The organism is Pseudobacteriovorax antillogorgiicola (assembly GCF_900177345.1).
GTDB classification, from domain to species: Bacteria; Bdellovibrionota_B; Oligoflexia; order Oligoflexales; family Oligoflexaceae; genus Pseudobacteriovorax; species Pseudobacteriovorax antillogorgiicola.
On sequence record NZ_FWZT01000018.1, the window covers coordinates 137,722 to 159,052 of the forward strand.

General features: G+C 43.6%; 19 protein-coding genes. 11 read left to right on the forward strand and 8 right to left on the reverse strand.

Annotated features, from left to right (window positions below):
* The first annotated feature begins 172 nt into the window (after positions 1-172).
* The 5 genes from B9N89_RS21375 to B9N89_RS21395 all read left to right on the forward strand — a co-directional run bounded on the left by B9N89_RS21375 (position 173) and on the right by B9N89_RS21395 (position 4,060).
* Positions 173-913, forward strand: a complete 741-nt coding sequence (locus B9N89_RS21375) for a response regulator (protein WP_159455535.1) — start codon at positions 173-175, stop codon at positions 911-913.
* 251 nt (positions 914-1,164) lie between these two features.
* Positions 1,165-1,695 carry a helix-turn-helix domain-containing protein gene (locus B9N89_RS21380; protein ID WP_132322264.1) on the forward strand — a complete coding sequence of 177 codons (531 nt, stop codon included), beginning with the start codon at positions 1,165-1,167 and terminating at the stop codon, positions 1,693-1,695.
* A 254-nt stretch (positions 1,696-1,949) separates the two neighbouring features.
* Positions 1,950-2,609, forward strand: a complete 660-nt coding sequence (locus tag B9N89_RS21385; protein ID WP_132322262.1) for a DUF4360 domain-containing protein — start codon at positions 1,950-1,952, stop codon at positions 2,607-2,609.
* 32 nt (positions 2,610-2,641) lie between these two features.
* Positions 2,642-3,340 (forward strand): hypothetical protein, encoded by a 699-nt coding sequence (locus tag B9N89_RS21390; RefSeq protein WP_132322260.1) that lies wholly within the window; start codon positions 2,642-2,644, stop codon positions 3,338-3,340.
* 81 nt (positions 3,341-3,421) lie between these two features.
* A complete protein-coding gene (locus B9N89_RS21395) occupies positions 3,422-4,060 on the forward strand; it encodes a DUF4360 domain-containing protein (RefSeq protein WP_159455536.1) in 639 nt (212 codons plus the stop codon).
* Positions 4,061-4,525: 465 nt separating this feature from the next.
* On the opposite strand, the gene B9N89_RS21400 is transcribed toward B9N89_RS21395, so the two are convergent.
* The gene (locus B9N89_RS21400) at positions 4,526-5,764 is read right to left on the reverse strand and encodes a metallophosphoesterase family protein (protein WP_132322256.1); all 1,239 of its coding nucleotides are present in this window, start codon (positions 5,762-5,764) and stop codon (positions 4,526-4,528) included.
* A gap of 196 nt (positions 5,765-5,960) precedes the next feature.
* Here B9N89_RS21400 and B9N89_RS21405 point away from each other — a divergent pair, with 196 nt between their 5' ends.
* The 3 genes from B9N89_RS21405 to B9N89_RS21415 all read left to right on the forward strand — a co-directional run bounded on the left by B9N89_RS21405 (position 5,961) and on the right by B9N89_RS21415 (position 8,795).
* On the forward strand, positions 5,961-7,148 hold the full coding sequence (locus tag B9N89_RS21405; RefSeq protein ID WP_132322254.1) for a type IV pilus twitching motility protein PilT: 1,188 nt from the start codon (positions 5,961-5,963) through the stop codon (positions 7,146-7,148).
* Between the two features lie 253 nt (positions 7,149-7,401).
* Positions 7,402-8,226, forward strand: a complete 825-nt coding sequence (locus B9N89_RS21410; RefSeq protein ID WP_132322252.1) for a hypothetical protein — start codon at positions 7,402-7,404, stop codon at positions 8,224-8,226.
* Positions 8,202-8,795 carry a hypothetical protein gene (locus tag B9N89_RS21415; protein ID WP_132322250.1) on the forward strand — a complete coding sequence of 198 codons (594 nt, stop codon included), beginning with the start codon at positions 8,202-8,204 and terminating at the stop codon, positions 8,793-8,795. Before B9N89_RS21410 ends, B9N89_RS21415 begins: the two co-directional genes overlap by 25 nt.
* 35 nt (positions 8,796-8,830) lie before the next feature.
* Here the strand turns inward: B9N89_RS21415 and B9N89_RS21420 are convergent, their stop codons facing one another.
* Genes B9N89_RS21420 through B9N89_RS21450 form a run of 7 tightly spaced genes read right to left on the reverse strand, consistent with a single transcriptional unit; the run spans position 8,831 to position 18,316 of the window.
* The gene (locus tag B9N89_RS21420) at positions 8,831-10,540 is read right to left on the reverse strand and encodes a hypothetical protein (protein WP_132322248.1); all 1,710 of its coding nucleotides are present in this window, start codon (positions 10,538-10,540) and stop codon (positions 8,831-8,833) included.
* Entirely contained in the window at positions 10,537-12,261 is a 1,725-nt protein-coding gene (locus B9N89_RS21425; protein WP_132322246.1) for an AAA family ATPase, read from the reverse strand. Before B9N89_RS21425 ends, B9N89_RS21420 begins: the two co-directional genes overlap by 4 nt.
* A 5-nt stretch (positions 12,262-12,266) precedes the next feature.
* Positions 12,267-13,460: a toxic anion resistance protein gene (locus B9N89_RS21430; RefSeq protein WP_132322244.1), complete on the reverse strand. Its 1,194-nt coding sequence runs from the start codon at positions 13,458-13,460 to the stop codon at positions 12,267-12,269.
* Positions 13,461-13,490: 30 nt separating this feature from the next.
* Positions 13,491-14,309 carry a sulfite exporter TauE/SafE family protein gene (locus B9N89_RS21435; RefSeq protein ID WP_132322242.1) on the reverse strand — a complete coding sequence of 273 codons (819 nt, stop codon included), beginning with the start codon at positions 14,307-14,309 and terminating at the stop codon, positions 13,491-13,493.
* A 5-nt stretch (positions 14,310-14,314) separates the two neighbouring features.
* The gene (locus B9N89_RS21440; protein ID WP_132322240.1) at positions 14,315-15,853 is read right to left on the reverse strand and encodes a phosphate ABC transporter substrate-binding/OmpA family protein; all 1,539 of its coding nucleotides are present in this window, start codon (positions 15,851-15,853) and stop codon (positions 14,315-14,317) included.
* A gap of 10 nt (positions 15,854-15,863) precedes the next feature.
* Positions 15,864-16,619, reverse strand: a complete 756-nt coding sequence (locus B9N89_RS21445; RefSeq protein ID WP_132322238.1) for a vWA domain-containing protein — start codon at positions 16,617-16,619, stop codon at positions 15,864-15,866.
* A gap of 20 nt (positions 16,620-16,639) precedes the next feature.
* Entirely contained in the window at positions 16,640-18,316 is a 1,677-nt protein-coding gene (locus B9N89_RS21450) for an OmpA family protein (protein ID WP_132322236.1), read from the reverse strand.
* A gap of 213 nt (positions 18,317-18,529) precedes the next feature.
* Between B9N89_RS21450 and B9N89_RS21455 the strand changes: the two genes are divergently transcribed.
* From B9N89_RS21455 to B9N89_RS21465, 3 genes are read left to right on the forward strand one after another with little or no spacing between them, the layout of a single operon-like run.
* Positions 18,530-19,576, forward strand: a complete 1,047-nt coding sequence (locus tag B9N89_RS21455; RefSeq protein WP_132322234.1) for a putative urea ABC transporter substrate-binding protein — start codon at positions 18,530-18,532, stop codon at positions 19,574-19,576.
* 20 nt (positions 19,577-19,596) lie between these two features.
* Positions 19,597-20,424, forward strand: coding sequence for an ABC transporter permease (locus B9N89_RS21460; protein ID WP_234996141.1), 828 nt, complete (start codon positions 19,597-19,599; stop codon positions 20,422-20,424).
* Entirely contained in the window at positions 20,421-21,299 is an 879-nt protein-coding gene (locus B9N89_RS21465) for an ABC transporter ATP-binding protein (RefSeq protein ID WP_234996142.1), read from the forward strand. Before B9N89_RS21460 ends, B9N89_RS21465 begins: the two co-directional genes overlap by 4 nt.
* Positions 21,300-21,331 lie beyond the last annotated feature (32 nt).

The window sequence follows — 21,331 nt, forward strand, 5'->3', positions numbered from 1 at the left end:
TCATACCGTTTCGGGCTGATCTTTGGGTGACACTCCACGATCATGGCGTAATCTCAACTTGAGACATTCAATCCAATTGTGATTTTTTGGGCAGATTTGCTACGAGCCGGTTGTTTTGATAGCCCAACAGGCCGATGCTTAACGGTAAACTTGATTGAATATGAGTAGCATTATGAAGAATATATTAATCGTTGATGACTCCCCTGAAGTGATTGAGCTGCTGGAAGATGATCTATCCTCTGTATCTGATGTACTCATAGAGAAAGCCAGCCATGGTAAAGAAGCGATGGATTTGATTGAAAGCAAAACATTTGACTTGGTCATTACTGATTACAAGATGCCTGAAATGGATGGATTTGAATTTTTGCAATGTCTACGGAAGAATCATGCAGGAGTTTCGGTTATCATGCTTTCAGGGTTTACCTCTGCGATTCCTAACATGGTCAAGTGTGATCAGAATGCTGTTGTTCTGAGCAAGCCATACGAACCAGAAGACCTTCTTTTTGCAGTCGAAAACTTACTCAACATGGCAGTTGACTCCTTTAACGTACTCGTTGTCGATCCCAGCCCTACGGTGCAGTTTGTCCTGAAACAGTCCTTAGGCACCAAAGACTATCATGTTACCCAGTGCTCGACAGGTGAAGGTGCCATAAAAGAGCTTTCGAAAGATCTGAAATTTGATGTCATTTTCGTGGACAACGATCTAAAGGATATACCAATATCAGACTTCGTAAAACAAGTGAAAAATATGAATGCATCGATCAAAATGGTCTTGATGGCAAAGCGTCAACGACCACCAGCCGTGCAAACTGTCGAGGGCATTCATGCTTCTCTACCCAAACCATTTCAACAAGAAGATGTGACCAAGATCTTAATGAACGTGCTTCCAAGTGTGAAACTCAAGGCATCCTAGCTTAGGACGTCGAAGGTAGATCTCCAATCTTAACCCATCGGATAGAGGCCACAGAACATTTATTTTGTTGCATCAATTCTTTCCTCTTCCATGTTTCTTACTATCCTAGATAGGGCCTATCAAGTGATATAGAGACGGCTTACTGGAGAACTAAGAGATTTGAGACCTGGGTTTGTACCCTTCCAGTGAACGATAGTAGAACACTTTCAACACTTAGGCCTTCATCAGTCTTGTCACAGGATCTACCATGTATGAGCATATCAATTGACTTGGAAGATTCTATGAACCCTTGCGCAAAAAGCATTCGTATCAATAGTAATAGCCTTCTCGCGATTGTTGTTAAGAAAAATATCAAGTTGACCTGGCTAGCCCACGTAACACTTGTCGACCGCAAAACAATTTCACGTTGGCTTAGTGGTGATATCAAGCGAGTCCGAAGAGAAAACTTTTTTAAGTTGGTCGATGCGTTAGAATGTGAACCTGAAGAACTCGTTCATGAAACCATGACGAACTATGCTAGCAAAGATGAGCAAATCAATGCAGCAAGGGAAGTACTGAATTTGGTGAAGGATATCAAAGATAGCAAATCGGTAGAGAAGATCCTTAAAGGAATGATTCTACCAACTCTACCAAACGAGATATTAGTAGCATTATACAAAGCTCTTTCACAGATCTACGAACTAGAAGGTCGTGATCGTGAGGCTCGTCGCTATAAAAGATATGCGAGTAGCTTAGATATAATAAATGATGATAAGACTAAGGCCTTTTCAATAGCAAACTAATAGTATCGTTTAAACTCCTATATAATGACAAGCGAATGAAGTGGTAGCACACAACAAGATTCATAGCACTCCAAGCCTATAGTTCGCTTTTACTGTAGCTAGTACTCGTGTGACCATAGTCTAAAAACTCGCCCCACAATGCCCCATGAATTAGATTGATTCGCTTATCAGCAAGTTCTAAACCATGTCTATCGCCAGAAAAAGCGATAACAATATGGAATGACCTTAATCGAATTGGAACGAAAGGAACAATAATGAAGATTGAAACATGTCTTTTAGTGCTTGCTTCCTCGGCTCTTATCAGTGCTACAGCATCTTTTGCAACGCCATCACCTGAACTAGAGAGCTACACGATCCTCGGCAATGCATGCAACAGGGAGAGTGTTGAAATTGTCTCATTTGGTAACCAGTTGGTTGTGAAACCAGATGAGTTTGAAGTCAAGCTCAATAGCAACAACTTTCAAACTGCAAACTGTAACATCGCAGCAACGTTTAGTGTAGATCCGAGCTACAGCTATGCACTTGACGAGGTGAGTTATTTCGGATTGGCGCAGGGAAAAAACGCTTTTGTTAACTTTAATCGGGAGTATTTTTGGGCTGGCTCTCGAAGTGATCAGAGAAACGACCTATATTTCTTTGATAGCAAGAGCAATCGGCAGCTTCAGAGTAGCGATGCAGATCATAACTTCGATTTTGGCAGAGCTTTTCAAATCACAGACTATGTAGCTAGTGATCTGGGAGATTCCAGAGGTTGGAGTCCATGTGGTGCTCAGAAGGTAATATTTCGCGTGAGTACTCTTCTAACAGCTGGACCAATGCCTTCTTCAGGCAGTGGAACAGCTAGTGCGAGTATTTTGGGCGCCACTAGTGAAGGTCCCATTTCAGCAACTTTTAAAGCCAGACCTTGCCAATAAGTTTACATATTATTTAGCTTAGGAGACATATCGTGCTTAAACTATCATCAGCAATGCTCATGGGAGCGTCCCTTATCTGTTCATCAGTCTTTGCTCAATCATCAGATCCAGTAGTCGAGGTGGTTGGAGCTAGTATCGAAGGCGGCGATTGTAAAGTTAAAGACGCTGAATTCAAGCCAGTTGTTGAAATCAACGGCAACGGAGCATCCGTTTCTTTTATTTTTTCAAACTACAAGTCTATTAGTACGGACATTGAAAATCCCTTCAGTACTTGTGATTTCAGAACGACCTTTAAGTTCCCAGATGGCATTACTGGATCTCTAACCCGAGTCGAGTATCGGGGTGTAGCGAGTGGGCAAGGGACCGAAGATCAAGTCAGTGTAGCCGGAATTACGCGCGAGTATTCATGGATTGGAAGCCGTGTTCGTGATGTTCGGTCGGATGTATTTGGTTTCGATGAGCGTCGCAATGCTCAAATCATACAATCTGAAGCGGAGGAAGTTGAGGCCCCCCAGTTCTTCAACCCTAGGTTTTTCGTTCTTGATGAAATCAAAAAGGCGGTTATTGCACCTTGCTTTTTTAACGAAAGAACATTGGTTTGGAATAGTACTCTATTTACTCAAGAGCCGTTCGATGCTCCAGACAACCTTATTCCAACCCAAATTGAGCTAACCTCAGTAGATGTTTCATCGGAGATCAAGTTCTTCGTCGAGTTTAAGGCCTGTAGCTAGGTTTAAATTAGCAATAGTGACAAGTATTTATGAACTCCAAGGGAGTTTCAACTCCCTTGGTGAAAAAATGAGGATATCCTTGTGTGGTCCATTTCATTCTCACTAGTAATTGCCTTTTCTTGTATCCTGAGCTTTGGTCAGTTTGATTTCGCTAAAGCTTCAGAAAGATCATTTGAGTTAAAGGTTCAAGATGTAAAGATCAAGGGGAAAGACTGTACTAACGAGTACAATAGTACTCTGATAAGTGAAGATGGACAGGTGTTTTCAGTCCTCTTTACTGGGTTCAAAGTTGCGAATCGTGATGCTGGCACCCGCGTGATGAAAAAGTGTCGCTTACGATACGAGATCCTAGCACCGGCCCAATGGTCTTTTGGGATCGTGTCGGCAGAATTTCGTGGTTTCAGCATTGTGCGCGGGGACGCCTATGCTCGTCATCGAGCGACCTACGAAATCTTTGATAAAGGGAGCCGTGAGGATTCAGAGCGAGAAGAGCTATTCAACGTTCGTATAGATGAAGGTGTCGGTAACTATGCTCGATTTCACGATATTCCTCTAGATGAAGTTACATGGTCATCCTGTAATAGCGTGTCAAAAATCTTAATGATTCAAAGCTCCATTAGTGCAAGAGTTCAAGACTTTGGAGAGGCCTCAATAAGCGTGAATTCAATCGATGGATTCATCGCAAACTCATTTGGTTTAGTTTGGAAGCCATGTTTGTAACTACATTGCACTTAGCTAGAGAGGTCATACCGCTCCTAAATACGTGTGAAAATCTATTCACATTGCTCGACGAACAGTTTCGTTCTAAATGATGCTCGAATTAGCCTCCAATCATTTCCTTGGCCAGTTCGCATGCCGTTACGATTGGTCTTGACTTTGTTCTGGGTTTTTTTGGCCGTCGAAAAAGAGCCTACCTTTTACTTCCTCAAATCTAAAGCTATCGAGTCTGATGAAAGTCGATTCTTTGTGGAATCTGGTATCGAGTGGTGATCATTTTAAAGAATTCTTTCAAATCTTGAACGACGCATCTTTGACGCGGATTCTACTTTTGGTCAATTCCTGCACCTTAGCTTGTCAGTCATCCACTCGTAGGTGAGGAAAAACTAAACACCCTAAGGTGCAGAAATAGAAAAATGGATCTTTGACGATTTTTCAAATATTGAGTAAATGCATCAAATCTTCGATCTAACGTACTATGGGTCCAACGGCACGGCCTTGCTTGATCTCAAATTCCTGCGAATTTGTTGGTGATAGTTTGATTTCACGAAGTCTTTTTTCACAGTATTCTTTCGGGAAATTATTGTACTGATTTGAATCATGCGTGTTGACTCCTAGGTCTGACGCTAAGACCATTCTGGTGTTGATCTTATGAGGCCGATCTTCCGAAATTTCAAAGATACGAACACCCCTTAGCCGATGCCTGTCGGCAGCAGAAAATCCATAGGTGCCAAATCCAGCACTTGCACCATAACCTAAAAGAATTCCAAAGTAGTTGCCATGATAGCTATTGATATGGTCATGCCCAACGAATACACCTTTCACATCACCTCGATCTACCATGGCACTAAAAAGTCCGCTATTGAAGGGGCCAGTACAAACACATTCGTTTCGTTCGCCAACTAAACTGTGCTTGTCTCGTTGCTTCCCTGGGTGAGTGGGGTAGCCATCAGGATAGACCCAGCCTGCATCGATATCCCACATGTACTCGTGCTCCGGTAAGGGGATATGAAAGTACATAAGGCCAGGAATTTTTCGACCAGCGGATTTTTCAATTTTCTTAGATTCTGAAACATACCATTGAACTTGATCGGAGCGAATCCAATCCCACTTGTTGTCATACTTCACAGACTCTTGATTGATACTTTGACCTGCGAAGGATGAAGGAGCGTATCGACCCGAATCCAAAGTCCAGACTGCAAACGCTGGTTTGTCGCTATCAGACGACTTGATCAAGCTCACAGTTTCACCAGTGCCTGTCACAGAGTTGCCATCATCTGTCTGATTTCGATTGCAAGAGTAGCTGCGATAGATCTGTAATTGTTGAGGCTCATAGATACCCGTTAGACCGGAGCTATCCTCATCGTGGTTGCCGAAAGCGACTAGGAACGGAACTCGGGCCTGTTCCACAGGGTGAATGACATTGTTAATTGCAACTCGCACATCCTCTGGAGTTATATCACCAGAGGCTATGATATCACCGGTAAAAACTACTAAGTTGGGCTTCTCAGTAGTAATGGCCTTACTTATTAATTCCACGGTCCGGCTGTCAATACAGTGGTCATCCTGGGTGTCTGTGATTTGCATTATCTTGAAGGTACGATCCTTGCTAAATCTCAAGTCTCGCTCCAGGCATTGGTCGGCAAGCAAAGCTGATGAAAGGGTTAACGTGCCGATGAGGAATCCCATGGTTTGATAGATTCGCATAGTATGCTCCTACATAAGAATCAATTGTAAAGAGTTCCCGTAGACACAAGCACAACGGGATCAATAAACGAGCAAGGACACATCAATTGCAGATTAAAAATTGGTGAGAAGTTTCGTTTTAACAGAAATCTTCACCTGATATGATTTTCCTGTTATTGTCTTGTTTGTAGGGAAATACTAGTAGGAGAATTATGGAATGGCTGATAGCTCTGGGAGTCTCAAGCAACTAGTGAAATTGGCAATACAGCTGAAGGCCAGCGATATTCATCTGGATTCTGGTCGACCATCGGCATTTCGAATTAATAATAAAATTGAATTTCATGGTTCTGTCATTAAAGCTGCAGTACTAAAGAATTCACTCCTTGACTTGTTGGGTAACGAAAGATGGGCTTACTTGGTTCAGAATAAGTCGATTGATTGTTCGGAGAATATTTCAGGAGTTCGATGTCGTATTAATATTTTTTTCACGTATCGAGGGGTGGGAGCTTCCATAAGGATTCTGTCTAGTCATGTACCTAGTTTAGCTTCATTAAACCTTCATCCAGTTTTTAAGACGATCTCTGATTTTGATCGAGGTTTAGTTTTAGTTTGTGGGCCGACTGGGTCGGGAAAATCTACCACTATCGCGGCACTAATTAATCAAATCAACCATAGCAAGCAGATGAATGTTATCACCATTGAGAATCCTATCGAGTATATCTTTCAACCTAATCTCTCGCTGATTCGTCAGCGAGAGATCGGAATCAGTGTGAAAGACTTTCCAAGTGGCGTTCGTGATGCGCTACGGGAAGACCCTGATATGATGCTTGTTGGCGAGATTCGTGATGAAGAAACAGCAAGGGCGACGCTCAATGCTGCCGAAACGGGACATCTTGTCTTTACTACGATTCACTCAGCATCTGTCGTAGAGGCAATTTCGCGGCTTTCGGCAACATTTACTGAGGATTTTCAAAGTTTTGCCTTCGCTCAACTGGCCGATTGCTTGAAAGCAGTTGTTTGCCAGAGGCTTGTTGTGCACCCCAAATTTAAAATTCGAGTTCCTGTTTGCGAGGTCTTGATTCCAAACTCGGCGACTAGGTCATTGTTGCTAGCAGGAAACCTGAAGTCGCTCCCCGACCACCTGATGACGAATCGTGATGGCGGGTGCTTAACCTTCGATTGGTATCAACAATGGCTAGACGGCTTAGCAAGTCTAGAACCTCTGCCTAAAACTGTAAGGAATGAACCAGTAAACGAGGTAGAAAGTCCAGATCGGGAGACTTGGAGTTTAGCAACCAAGGATCTAAAGCGTGAACATGTGGAACCTAAATCAAACGAGGGATATGAAATTGATGGTGACGCTGACGACCTTAACTCGATTATCGCTGATTTAGAAGGTAACTAACCCACGGCTAGCCTAACTACCTATCAATTGGTCGGGCAAGGCAAGTGTTTCGCTGATCAACAATTACCGAAGCACAGCGATAGTGATGTATGACTTGCTGATTGGTAGTTTAGATGCCCCAGCTCCAATCTGGAGTAGCAAAAAGTTTCATCGGAAAGTATGACTATAGGCTTGCTACGAAACCAGCTCTAGCAATATCAGCTTGTTTCGCTAGTCTACCCTGTTCGTAGGTTTATCACAGAGGTGTCAAAATATGAAGAAAAAGAACGGCATTATAGCACTGTCACTATTAGGTACAGCAGTTCTGTCTTGTAGTCAGGACCCGGTTTATGTAGTGGAAGACCCGTCCATTAAGAAAGAGCGTGATCAGCTAGCTTCCGAAAAAGCCAGCCTTACTGAGTCTAACGAGACTCTTAAGAAGGAAGTCGATCAATTGAAGGCTGATGTTACCGAAGAGGATACTGCTGTTGCTGACTCGGTGAAGCGTCTGCTTGGCCTTTGGCAACTTCGCGATGGTGGAACCGAAGATCCGAAGCTTTGCTTCTATTATGATAAAACAACCAAAAGCTATCGCTATACCAGTAGTTTGAAAGTGAATTTGGAAGAGACCCCTGAGGGTAATGCTGGTGATCAAGCTACAGACCAATTCGCTGAGGGTAAAATTGAAGTGCTATGGCTTAAAGAAAAAACAATACCCTACTCTTACGATCGTGATGGAATTCGCGAAAGTGAGGATCTAGATCGATTGATGACAGTCTTTCGGGTAGAGAATGGAGAAAAAAAATCGGAAACGAGGTACCTGGCGGAGCTAGATCTTAGCCCCGGCAATAAACTCTTCGAGTTGAATCTTCCACTGGAGTCAGATTCAAGCTTCTTAAAAAAGCCGAAAGCCGACTTTGTTAATAACCTATTTGTTGGAAACAGTAGTGTTAATGCAGGTGAAGAACTATTTTTCGAGCCACTTCAGCTTGAAGGCCAGGCGCCGCAGGCTGAAAATGCAGCCGATTCTTCTAAGACTGAATTGGATCTTAAGCTAGAGAAAGGAAAGGCGTTATGCGAACCAAGCTCTTGGCGTTAGTACTAAGCCTCTTTGCGTGTCAGGCCCACGCCAAGGTAAAGTACTTCAAAAGCCATTTTCTCAATGCCACCAGTCAGTCTGATATCGAGCTTCATAGATTCTATACCGTAGATGTTGAAGGTCGGCTCAAGACATGGCTAGCTCCTTCGATTGGCCTGAGCACTTACCTTACTGGCAATCAAACATTTTCCATTAAAGTAGGAATCCAAGGCTTGCTAGCATCTTACGATCAAACAGAAAGCGAGCGCATGAATTATAAGCAGGTCAGCCCGCAGCTGGCTGTTGAATATCGTGGTATTAGCTTCTGGTATCCAAATCTAGTGGCAATGGGAACTTTTGGTTCAGGCAAGATGGATGATTTCAAGCTTGAAGATCGAGGAATGAAAGCAGAGCTGAAAAATATCATACCGCTAAATGAACGATTTGCACTAAGTCTTAGCGTGGGAATGCATCGATTTAAAAGGTATTTCTTTGAGAAGCATGAAGATATTGATGCCTATGCTAGGCCGAAAGAATATAAAAAACGCTATGGATATATGACTTTTGGAGTCACCGCCTGGATTATTTAATCTCGACTCCCTCGACTCCCTCGGCTCGCCGGGGGCTATGAGTTGGTGGCTAGTATTCGATTTGTGAGAGGGATAAAGTAGTACATCAAGTACTCATCTATATGCCACATGTTCTCTTTAGGATCGTCCTCAAAAAATACTCCTGCACTAAGTATCATCAGATCAATGAGCCCCTTGGCAATATTGGGGTCTAATTTATCCTCTTGCTGCCGGGCATTCTTGTAGGTTGTAAGGATTGCACTGTGAACTGCAAAATAGTTTAGGACAATTCTGGAGAATACATTTATCTGGAGTCTGTCTCCTTGGTTTTTATACACTAGGTTGCGATCGAAGAGTATGCTGCTCACATGGCTCGCAATCTCTAGCATCTCTGCTAGAGGAACACTTTCCACCCCATGTCGGTGCAAGTAGTTCTTCGTTTCTGTTTGCCTACTACCAGAGCTACACCAGAGTCGAACAGGTTTTGCTGTCTGATGAAAGTAGAAACTTAGATCATTGACTAGTAGATCCATCTTTACGGGCATGTTTTTAAAAGCGCTGGAACTTTCCATGTGCTTAGCTAGATCGGGGTGCTGTTCGATAAACTTGTACTCGGTAATATCAGCAAGCATTTCGGCGAAAACTGGTGTCATGGCGATAGGGAGCTTATCTAGTGTCAGATCAATCAGAAAATCCCTAAACTTATCTCTATTCCATCCTTGTGTGAAGCAATCTAGCAGGTTTTTTTTCGATGAGGTTTTGATTTCATCGAAAGGCTGTGCAAAGGTAGCAATCTTCTGGTACATCTTCTCAAAGTCAAGGAGCGATGCTTGCCAGCCATGTCCCCAGACGTCGTGAAGCAGATACTTATCAACGACTTTTAAAGGAAGAACTGTAACCAGAGAATTGAGTTCTTCAGTGATGAGTGTTTCATTTATTCCTGTGAGAGAGGCGATGTTGGAAATCATCTCTGGGTTCATCATCTCGCCCTTAATGAAGCCGAAAACTGGGAAATGGGAAAATTGGTCTTGCTTGAATGAGTTGAGTTTCTTGAAAAAATCTAATGTATCTCTCTGATCCTTCGGAGATAGTTTGTCAAAATTATCAAAGTCAGCGTTAAACGTCTTTTCATCAAAAGGGAGACAGAAAAACACTAGATTGCTAGTGACAACTAGTTTGATTTGCTCTTCGGGCAGTGGATGGTCACCGTATATATCTTTGAAAAGTTTTCCAGTTTGGGCTTGTTGGGGGTTCAATTGATCCAGAGAATATAATTTACTCATTGCTTCAATAATTGATTTCTTTAACTTAGCATCCTGGGCATAGTACTTGTTCTCAAGAGAGATTTGCTTCAAGTCGTGCTCACTGAGCGAAGTTGCACTTAGAATTTTAGCGATGACTAATGATTTACTTTGCTCGCTGCTATCAAAATCAACTTGAAACTCATGGAGGCATTTCGATCCAAAATCATCATAGGTTAACTTGGAATCAAGAACGTAGTTGTTGTGATGTATCAGAATATCAATGCTTTTGGCAAGAACTCGCTCGAATGAAGATAGCTCCTTATCATTGAGAGCGATCGGCTCAGGAAGAAAGCAGGCCCCCTCTACAATCCGATCGTGGAGTGATCTTACGGACGTCTCTGTGAGGTCATAGTTCTCTTTGACAGTAAGAAAGAATTTTTCGATGTCTCTGAGGAGGGGTTCATAGCTAGATGGGATACAGTCATCGAATATCCTTTTCCAGTTAAATTCAACCTCAGTCAATGGATGTCCTCGCTCTCGATGGTGTTGAGAGTTTCGTGATTCAACTTAGAAATATCCCCAAGGGTACTTAGTCGCGATGCATGGTTGCGATAGGACTTTTCCAGTAAATTACGAACGTCTCGAGCATTCCCAAATTCTTCCTTACCTCTATTTAAGTCTACTATATCCAATAGCTTATTAGTAGCGTCTGGGGCTAGAACAAAGCCTTCATTTTTAGCTAAGAGTTCAGCAATCTGGGAAAGCTCCCTACGACTATAGTTAGGGAAGTTTATGTGTAAGGGAAATCGACTGGGAAGGCCCGGATTGGAGCTTAGAAATGTAGCCATCTCTGTCGGGTAACCAGCAAGAATGACAACTAGGTCGCCGCGATGGTCTTCCATGTTCTTTAATATGGTGTCAATGGCTTCTTGGCCATAGCTATCCTTACCGTCTCCGCGATACAAGGTGTAGGCTTCGTCAACGAAAAGAATGCCCCCCAATGCTTCTTCCACTTTTTTCTTGGTCTTGACCGCTGTTTGACCAATATACTCACCAACAAGTTGGGCCCGTTCAACTTCAACGAGATGGCCAGTGCGGAGATAGCCAATGTCGCTTAAGATAGCTCCTACCAGTCGAGCAACAGTCGTTTTACCAGTGCCTGGAAAACCAGTAAAGACCATATGGAGCGATGGCTTCTTGCCACCTTTCTTTCGTAGTAGAGATATCTTCATGTATTGGGAAAGCTTCAGCAGTTCATTTTTAACACTTTCCAAGCCGATCAAGCGGTAGAGCGCATCAAAAGGGCCTTCTCTTTGCTCTTCAGATTTTTGGACTAAATCCTCATAGCGACCCTCATCGTTTGGGTCCATGGTTACGTCACTGTATATAATTTCATGTATCTCTTCGTCTTCCAGGAGGTTCAGGTCTTTTTTGCTTAAGCGCTGACTCTGTTGAAAAAGAACTCTATCTAGCGTTCGATGAATGTCATGAAAGTTGGCAAAACCCTTATGTTTTGATCTTGCAATCACTTCATCGACGAGGGTTGTTTTGGCCTCAGGTTCAGAAAGTAGCTTATGATCGCTGAGCAGCCTATCTAAAATCTCAGCAATAGTCTTTGCCGAAAAATTTTCAAGCAGGATCTCGTGCCAGTGGCTCTTAGTAAGGGATAATTTCTGTTTTAAAACATCTAAACTGGGGCTGTTAGAAGTCATCAGTATTGAAATGGGCTGGCCAGAGCTTGCATTTAGAATGTATCTCAACTTGTCTCTGTCAAGCTCATGGTCTAAAAGCTCATGAATATCCTCTATAATGACAATATGCTGATTCCATGTGGCGAGGGATTGCTTGATACTTTTAGTGTCCAGTTGCCTGATATCAAAGTGAGTCAAGACTGTAAACTTAGAATAAGATAGCATTGGCATCAGATGCTGGGAGAGCCATTTAGCAAGTGTTGATTTACCTGTCCCGTCCTGCCCGAGAAGTGCCACACGAACGTCCTCTCCTTGTTCACCAGATCGCTTGGACTGAATCTTGAGGTGGTTTAGAAGGGATCTTGCCGAGGCTAGGGCTTGATCCTGGCCTAAAACCTCAGGGGCTTCAATCGTTTTGAGAATTTCCGCTTTATCGAGTGGAACGCTCGCTGATTGATCCCTAACTGACGATGAAGTCGAATGGAGATCAAGTTTTGAAAGCGCTTTGGGACCAAAAAGCGTCAGGAGTGCATCGTCCCAATCGTTTGACATTTTTTTTATACCTCAGGATCGATGGTTAACGTGGGTTTAGCCCGGTTAGCCTTTTCCATTTTTTGGATCTTGTCTTCCGCATCTTTCGTTAGCTTATCCATCTCAATGATATTTTCTGCCATCTGAGGGAGGGCCTTTAGTCTGAAGTTGGAGATATCATCCAAGGCAGCGTTGATATCAGCAAAGGCAGACTTTAGGGTGTCCATGTTGAGCGCTGTTGACGAAGCTGCCTTGTGGATTTCAGCTCCCTGTGTTTTTAAGCGTTTGGCTGTATTGGCGATAAGGTTATCAGTGGTTTGTGTAAGTGCTCCAACCTTATCGAGCACGATCTTTTGATTGTTGAGAGCCAATGCGACAGTTACAGCTGTTTGAAGTGCTGAAACCGTAACATTGAGCGCTCTGTTAACACCTCTGATCAGCTCTTTGTTGTTGCGTATCACAATCTCCATGGCAAGCACACCTTGTTGGTTGACGGCGAGCTGTTGCTGAAGGTCTTGGATTCTTTGTCTCAAGGCGAAGAGAATCTCTTCTTCGATAAACTTCCGCTTCGGATCATCTGTAGAGATCTCTCGTTCGAGTTTGTAGACGATCTTGTTATCGATCAATTGCCCGAGAATCACAGCTCGCTCAAGCTTCTTGGTCATCTCACGCATACGTTTTTGATCTTCCTTGAGGGTGATATTGTCTCTCTCCAGCAGAGATCGCCCTAATTCAATCGATTTGATTGTGGCTGCAATCACTGTTTGTGCGCTTTCATACTTGCTAAAGTAACGCTTGATGGGCCCTCCGATTCCTGGGATATAGCCCAGGAATCGAGTGACAAAACCCGCATCAAAATCAAATCGAGCTGGGTCTAGATCTTCCACTTGAACCTTCAAGTCGATTAGGGCTTTTGCAACATCACCACCATCTTCACTTCTGTGCTTGATCGTATTGAGAGGTTGCTTCAGCATCGCGCTTTGTTTGGCAGCTTGTTTTTGGAGTTCTAAGGCCATCGACTCCACAGCAACTTTGATGTCCTCCTGACGGGTTAAGTCGCTGTTATCAAAGTTTGTGAGTTTGTCAGCGTGGTCACTAGCTATTCCTTCCAGTTGGTTTTCAACCTCAGACTTCTCTTGAGGTTGCGAAAGTCCAAAATCTAGCTCTTGTTTTAGTGCATCACCTTGTGCTGGGTTGAGTTGATTCGTTTGGGTACTCAAGTTTCACCTCTTTGTGTCATGATTCTGAAATTAGTATCTGGTCGTTCGCTTAGCTAAATCTTCTAGATCTTTCATGGCATCGTCGAGACCCTGTTCCGTCTGACTTACCCCGGCCCTCATAAGTGCTATGGAAGCTGCTGTTCTATCTAGCATTGTCATGGCTTCCTCATTATTGGTTAATATCTGGTTGATTAACTCTATTTGCTGATCTCTAAGGTTTTTACGATCTTCGAGAGTGTTCACCTCTTTAAGATCAGCATCTGTTTTAGGCTCGATTTCGTTGAGAATTTTGAGTCTCTCATTCATATAAACCGAGTCAATGGGCTTAATGCTCTGAAGAGAGTGGACGACTTGCAGTAAGTTGTCTAGCACAGCCATGTAAACTTGTTCCGCAGTTCCCAGATATCGCGAGTAAGTTAGCTCTGAGGTGCTAAGTTTGCTACGGAGAATTTGAGCGAGATTCTCGTATCGCTGTTTCGAGCGATGAAATTGCTCGGCACCTTGCTGGCAGTAGGTGGTTAGGCCTGGCTCCCCTTCAAGCTCCTTTAACTGAGTTTCTATTTTCCGTACTGTTTCCCGACGATGTTCATCAAGCATGGTTTGCAGCTTCTGAATATGCCGGGCGGCAAAGATTTCCTTGCGAAACATGTAGTTCACAATCCAGGACAGAGCTGCGAGGGAAGCGCCACCAACTCCAACGAGCGCCGGCAAAGTTCCTAAGCTGAACAGTGCCGAAGCTGCGCCACCGAATATTCCTATAGTGGCAAATCCCAAAGTAAGGGGGTGTTGCAGAGTTTCGGCAAGAACAGCCTTGTCGGTTGATTGTTTCGAGAAGTCAGGGCTTTCCATATTGGTTAATAGACCTCGCTGACTAGATTGATCTCAACGCGCGGAAGGCGATAATTATAGGCCCTCATGGATTCCCCCTGCTTGCGAGGTAAGGGTTGGCTAGCACCTAACCCTAAGGCACGAATGCGATTTTTATCAATGCCTGCCTTCTGAACCAGGAACTCTCTGACAGCTTGGGCCCGGTTTAGAGATAACTTTTTGTTGGCTTTCGAATCGCCTCTTGTTCCCGTATGGCCTCGCACGACAATTCTAAAATTAGGGTAATGCTGTAGATTCCTTACCAGTTTCTTGATTTCATCAACCCCTTCGCCACTGATATCATCGGTTCCACTCTGAAATGTAATCGGACGAACCTTTAAAGACCCCACATCAGTTAGCTGTTCCCACTGAAGGTCAGATAGAGCATCAAATTCTGCGATGGCTTCATCTTGTTCATTCCCCATACTAATTCCACCGGCAAGGAGAGATTCGACAAAAGAGCGGTTCATAACGATGTAGGGGTTCTCATCGGGCAAGGGGTGTTTTGTGATCTTTCCAGTCTGCTGCATAATATCGACCGCTGATTCAATAGTATCGACAAGATACTCGTGGGACATCTTGCTGCCAACTGACAGGCCAAACCACTTGGAGCCATTACTATGCAGGGTTTGCCAACTGACTCCCTTCAACATAGACTCTGCTGCATCTTTGGACAGCTTCGTATCTTGACTAACTTCTGCAAGTAGCTGCGAGAAATTTTCTCGGTAGTATTTTAGGGTACGGTAGTAGTTTCGGAGAAAGACATTGACAACTTCAGGCTCTTTGTCTGCGAACTTTCGACCTACAATTAAAATATCTACTATCAGTTTCTGTGTGTCTTTGGAGCTTAGGATCGAATGATAATTGCCTTTCGCCAGCGCGCGGCTCACGAATGGTTCCCAGAGAACCGCAATTTCTACCTTATCATCCATCAGCGCTTGAAAGGCTTCCTCAGATCCGTCAGTTTCTACCTTGCCGTACTGCCCTTTAAGTACCGTCTTAACATCGAAGTGAACTGCAATCGAACTCAAAAGATGTTCGCTAGGTGAATTTGCGGTGAATGCAATTTTCAACGATTGATCCTTTTTGACGTCATTAAGGTTGCGAAAGCTCGATTTCTTGGCAACAATGGCGTCTCCTCCTTTTGATTCGTCGATCACAGTCACTATCGTGCCAGGAAAAGAGAGAGGTTTTCCATTAATGAGGTATGAGTCCACTGTGCCAACGGCGAATTGGATCTCGCCCTTCTTGAGCCTGCTATACCGCGTTGCATAGTCAGCCTTATCATCAATACATTTAATGAGGTAGCCATTGGATCGCATCCTCTGCCGAAAATCCTTACTGCACAGCGGGAAATATCCGACCCAACTATCGACTCCGATTTTGATAGTTTGCTTGATATTACCGGCATCGGAGGTTTCTTCTTTTTGATATTGTTCGATCATTGGCTCTAGATACTTGAAAGCGATCATTCCTAGGAGTCCCGTAAGCACGATCGGAATAAATATCTTTAGATTCTTGTTCAAAAGCTGCCTCTTACTGTTCAAACTGTGTGTCTACAAAGGTCTCAGACTCTGCTAAGACCTCTTCTAGGCTACTAAGAAGTTCTTTGGAGTTGTTTGCGGATTTGTACACGGTTTCTTGGGGGCGATTTAGGGTATGGTCGGAACCGATGCAAAAACCAATGGTTTGCACTACTACAGGGGTTTCGCTGACCAGATAGTCCACTGCCTTATGGGGAAGGTCGTTACTGTCCGCTTCGCCATCGGTAACGACAATAAGATTATATTCCCCATAACCGAGTTGTCGTCTTGCTTGCTGCTCTAGCTTGACTTTCCCCAGCTCAATTGCAGAACCTAAGGGGGTGCCACCACCTACTTTCACGCTATAAAGCTCGTCGAAAAAAGTCTCTCGATTATTGATATTCAACGGGACCCTTTCCTCCAATCCGCGATTATCGAATACTAATAATCCGAGGTTATCGCGGGGAGGTACATTGCTAGCGAATTGTTTGAGCGCTTTTACCGCCACTTGAGCTTTCTTTTGACCATCGGCACACTTGGTATCACCCATGCTTCCCGATCCATCGAAAACAATATAATAGTTTTTGGCTAGTCTCCGATCTTCTGGAAGGACTTCAAACTCTATATCCGCCGCCGGAGGCCAACGGTATACCTTGGCCAAGTTTGGCCTGTTTTCCGATGATAGAGTATCATCCTTCGGATCACTTTTTGGTGACTTCTTGGTACAGGATACGCCCACTAACATCAGTAAAATGAGTAATTGCTTCATAGTCTGCTCTCTTATGCTTATCAGATTGGGCTAAAAACGTCTTCTTCGGCTTCAACTTGAATGATCTTAAACTCCACTCTCATATTCTCAAGCCATTGTTCCTTTGTTTTAGGAGCGCATGGATCACTGCCGCAAACTCCGTTTGCCGGCTTGGCGATACCGTGACCCACGACCGCAAACTGCGTTGGGTCGAGGGAAATTTTCTTCTTGGATGCATATTGAATCAGAGAGTTGCGAACTGCATTGGCACGCGTTAAACTTAAGTTTTTCGCAGATTGTCTGATTCTTTGTAGCACTACTTTAGAGCTGCCGTTTTTCTTCTTCTTTAAATAGCCAAGAGGGTCTGAATGGCCTTCGATTGTGATAATCGCTCCACCGTAAGTACTGGCTAAGTCGATGACTCGTTTAAAGTCTTCTTCATACTGGCTCGCGACGAAGGTATTCTGGTTTGGCTTGAAATAGACTTCGAACGAAAAAAGGCTATCGTCATCGTTGCCCTGGCGATTTTTCTTCTGAACGATTTTTGCTACTGCTTCCTGATTGAATTTTCCCGATTCGGCTTTGGACGTTTGAACTATTCCTTTTGAAAGTTTATCGTAATCCCAATCCGCAGCTTCTAAGTTGGCCTTAGTGCTTGTAAGGTTGATACTTCCGAGAGTTTCTGCAATCTCGCTATTAAGCTTAGAAAATCGTCTCGGGTAGTGCGGGTCTTGAAAGAACTGCTTATTGCCTGGAAATCCAACAAACTTGGCATCTGCATAGAGTCCTTCAGTATCAGCGATCGCCTTAGAACTATCCAAGAGGATCTCCGCCGATGATCCTATTGTAGCGCTGTAGAGAGATTTCTTTGAATTTCTGTCTTGGACCAATTGTTGTAACTCTTCTTGAGCTAGCATGAGACCATGTACCAGGTCTCCCAGCATGCCTTTGTTAGCCTTATAAAAGTCTTCACGAACGGCATAAACATCGGCCACGATTCTATTGGCGGACTTGGTGGATAGGAGAATCTTAGCGCCTTTCACAGAGTCTTCACTGCCTGTTCCTACTGTTCCATTCGATGTTAAAGCCAAGGCATCTGGAATGATCACCATTGCAGCATCAATATCCTTGTTGTAAAAGGCCGCCATAGGGCTTTCATCGGTTCCTGTCAGATCCTGAACCCATTTCAACTTGACATCATTAAGGCCAAGACCAGCATTTGCTAGGACCTTACCAAGATAGTCAATATGAGGTCCGTAAGCCTGAAGCACAATCGTCTTTCCCTTGAGCTGACGAGGTGATTTGATACCCGGCTTAACGACTAGAGCGTCTCCCCCTTGTGACCAAGTGTGCTGATAGATGACCCGTAGTTTGGTGCGTGGGTCTTGGTTTAAGAGCTTCGATGCCATGTTTACCATGCCTAACGTTCCGCGAAGGAAAGGAGACTGGCATGACATGTAGGATTCAATCTGCTTCTTAAATTTATCTTCACGCTTCAGGCTAAATTTAAGGCCCTTTTTTCCAAGTATGCTGGAGGAGCTTGTCTCTTTTTGATTACCATTGGCGTATATCGTTGCAATATCTCCACCCCAAGTGATGATAGGCAACTGAATTGTGGACTTGGTAGGGCAGTTTAGAACTTTCAGACTCATGGCTTGGTCTAGAGCTGGTGAGGAGATGTAATTTACACCTAGCGCTACATTGTTAAAAACCGCCATGGTGGCGAAAACTATGAATGCTTTTATCCTGAACAATGTTTCACCTCTCGATCGGTAAGATTATTTAATAACCTTCTACACAATTTTATCAGATGTCTGCTAGTAATTTTAAGCAGCATAGATATAATATTGGTATCTTCCTAAGGAAGAAACAATAAATATTCTACACATGTACAATTAGATGTGGTTAAAATATTTTTATTGCACGGATCAATGTTTGAACTCCGGAGGTCGTTGATGAAGTTAGGTATTTTATCTTTAATGGCATTATGGCTGAGCACAACGTCTTTAGCAAAGACATACTCTGTTTGCTGGTCCCACTATACTGGCTGGGAGCCTTGGGGTTACGCAGAGTCTTCAGGTATTCTTAAGAAATGGGCTGACAAGTATAAAATCAAGATCAAGCTTGATCTAGTCAATGACTACATCGAGTCAATTAATCTTTACACAGCAGGCAAATATGATGCTTGTACCATGACGAACATGGATGCTTTAACGATCCCTGCAGTGGGGGGTATTGATTCGACAGCTCTCATCATTGGCGATTTTTCCAACGGTAACGATGGGATCATCAGTCGTTCAAAGACGTCAGTGAAGGAACTAAAGGGAAGTGAGGTCATGCTTGTGGAGCTCTCTGTGTCTCACTATCTCCTGGCAAGAGCACTTGATATGAATGGTATGAAGGAAAAAGATCTCAAATTGGTGAATACCAGCGATGCTGATATTGGCTCTGTATATTCTGCTAAGAAAGGGTCAGCAGTAACCTGGAACCCGATTCTCATGAGTTTGAAGAACCAAAAAGGGTCTACCATGCTATTCGACTCATCCATGATCCCGGGTGAGATTATCGATGTGATGGTGGTCAAGAGCACTGCCGATGAGGCTCTTAAGAAGGCTTTGACGGGAGCGTGGTATGAAGTCATGTCTGTGATGACCTCTAAGTCTAATAGCAATGCTATCGCAGCCATGGCGAAGCAGGCAGGTTCTTCAGTTGAGGATTTTAAAAACCAGCTTAAGACAACGTCCATGTTTTATAATCCTAGCAAGGCGGTTGGTTTTGCAAAGGATGAAAAGCTGAAAAAAACCATGGATTATGTTCGAACCTTCTCCTTTGACAAAGGACTCTTCGGTAGCAATGCTTCTTCCAAAGATTTTCTTGGTATCGAGTTTTCCGATGGCAGCGTCTTGGGTAACAAGAAGAATGTAAAGCTTCGATTCACAGCCAAGTACATGGAAATGGCAGCAAGCAACAAACTATAGAATAGACTATAGGTGACCCCTTGAAACGACCTCAGCTTCTCGGTTTTTATGCCTCACCTGGGAGGCTGCTAGGGATATTTCTATCAGCCTTGCCTTTTGTTCTGTTTCTCATTATGTATTTCAATGCTTCGTCGGCTCGATTGGAAGAAAATCCTCAGGATAAGATACTTCCGTCGCTGACACAAATGTTGGATGCTGTTGATCGCGTGGCGTTTCAAGAAGATCGTCGAAGCGGAGAGTATATCCTATGGTCAGATACCTTTGCGAGCTTAAAGCGCATTGGCATTGGTATTAGCCTTGCTGCTTTCTGCGGCCTTTTCTTGGGGCTGAATATGGGAATTTACCCAGGGTTTCGATCTCTGTTTTTAAGCTTCATGACGTTCTTTTCGATCATCCCGCCATTAGCAATTCTACCAATTCTTTTTATCAGCTTTGGTGTTGATGAATTTGGTAAAATAGCGTTGATCTTCCTAGGGACATTCCCGCTTATTACGAGGGATATCTACCTATCGAGTTCTAAAATTCCTTTTGAGCAGATTATCAAGTCCTTAACTCTGGGAGCAAGATCTTGGCAGGTAACGTATCGAATCATTTTACCTCAGATACTTCCTAGACTCATTGAAACTGTTCGCTTAGCACTTGGTGCGGCATGGCTATTCTTAATCGCTTCTGAGGCTATCTCTTCACAAGAAGGTCTGGGCTATCGCATCTTTTTGGTGAGGCGGTATCTGGCAATGGACGTTATCATTCCCTATGCTCTTTGGATAACCTTTCTTGGCTTCTTGTTCGATTATTCTCTCAGAAAATCAATAGATATCTTTTTCCCTTGGTATAAAGGAGTGCAATGATGGTAGATCAAGATCACTTTCTTGTAATCGAGGATGTTTACAAGTCATATGGATCGAAAGTGATCCTCGACAACATTGATCTGAAAGTTTCTAGAAGCACATTCTGCACGGTTGTTGGCCCTAGTGGTTGTGGTAAATCAACTCTACTACGACTCATCCTGGGTCAAGAGGCTTCAGACAGTGGCAAGATCCTTTTAGATGGTATACCTATTGGTTTTGCTGATGAACGCCGAGGGATCGTGTTTCAAAAATACTCCCTATTTCCCCACCTCACAGTTTTAGATAATGTCGCTCTCGGCTTAAGGTTGAATCGATCTGCTGGGCTAACTAATAAAGAAATCAAAACTACAGTCATGGAGTATCTAGCAAGAGTAAGGCTCGATCAGCATAGCTCAAAGTATCCCCATGAGCTTTCCGGTGGAATGCGACAACGAGTAGCTATTGTGCAAGCCTTGATTAAAAAGCCCAAGATCCTGCTTATGGATGAACCTTTTGGAGCTTTAGACCCTGGGACCAGAGAAGACTTGCAGCTATTCCTGCTTGAACATTGGGAAGAATCTAAGATGACTGTTTTCTTTGTGACTCATGACCTAGAGGAAGCTCTGTTTCTAGGAAATCGTTTGTTGGTTCTGTCTCAGTATTATCAAGATGATCGTGGTAGTCATAAGGGTCATGGAGCAAAGTTGGTTGCAGATTATCACTTAAAAGAAAGAGCTCAACCAACAGAGATTAAGAATTCTCCTAGGTTCATCGAGTTTATAAAGAGAATCCGAGAGCAGGGCTTTGATCCTGATTTACTTCAGCATGCCCGAGACTTCAACCTTGCGCACCCAGATTCATTTCAGACCCTTACCGTTGATGAAAGTCGGCAGTAAGATGAGTCCATTTACAAGAGCGCATGAGGTGC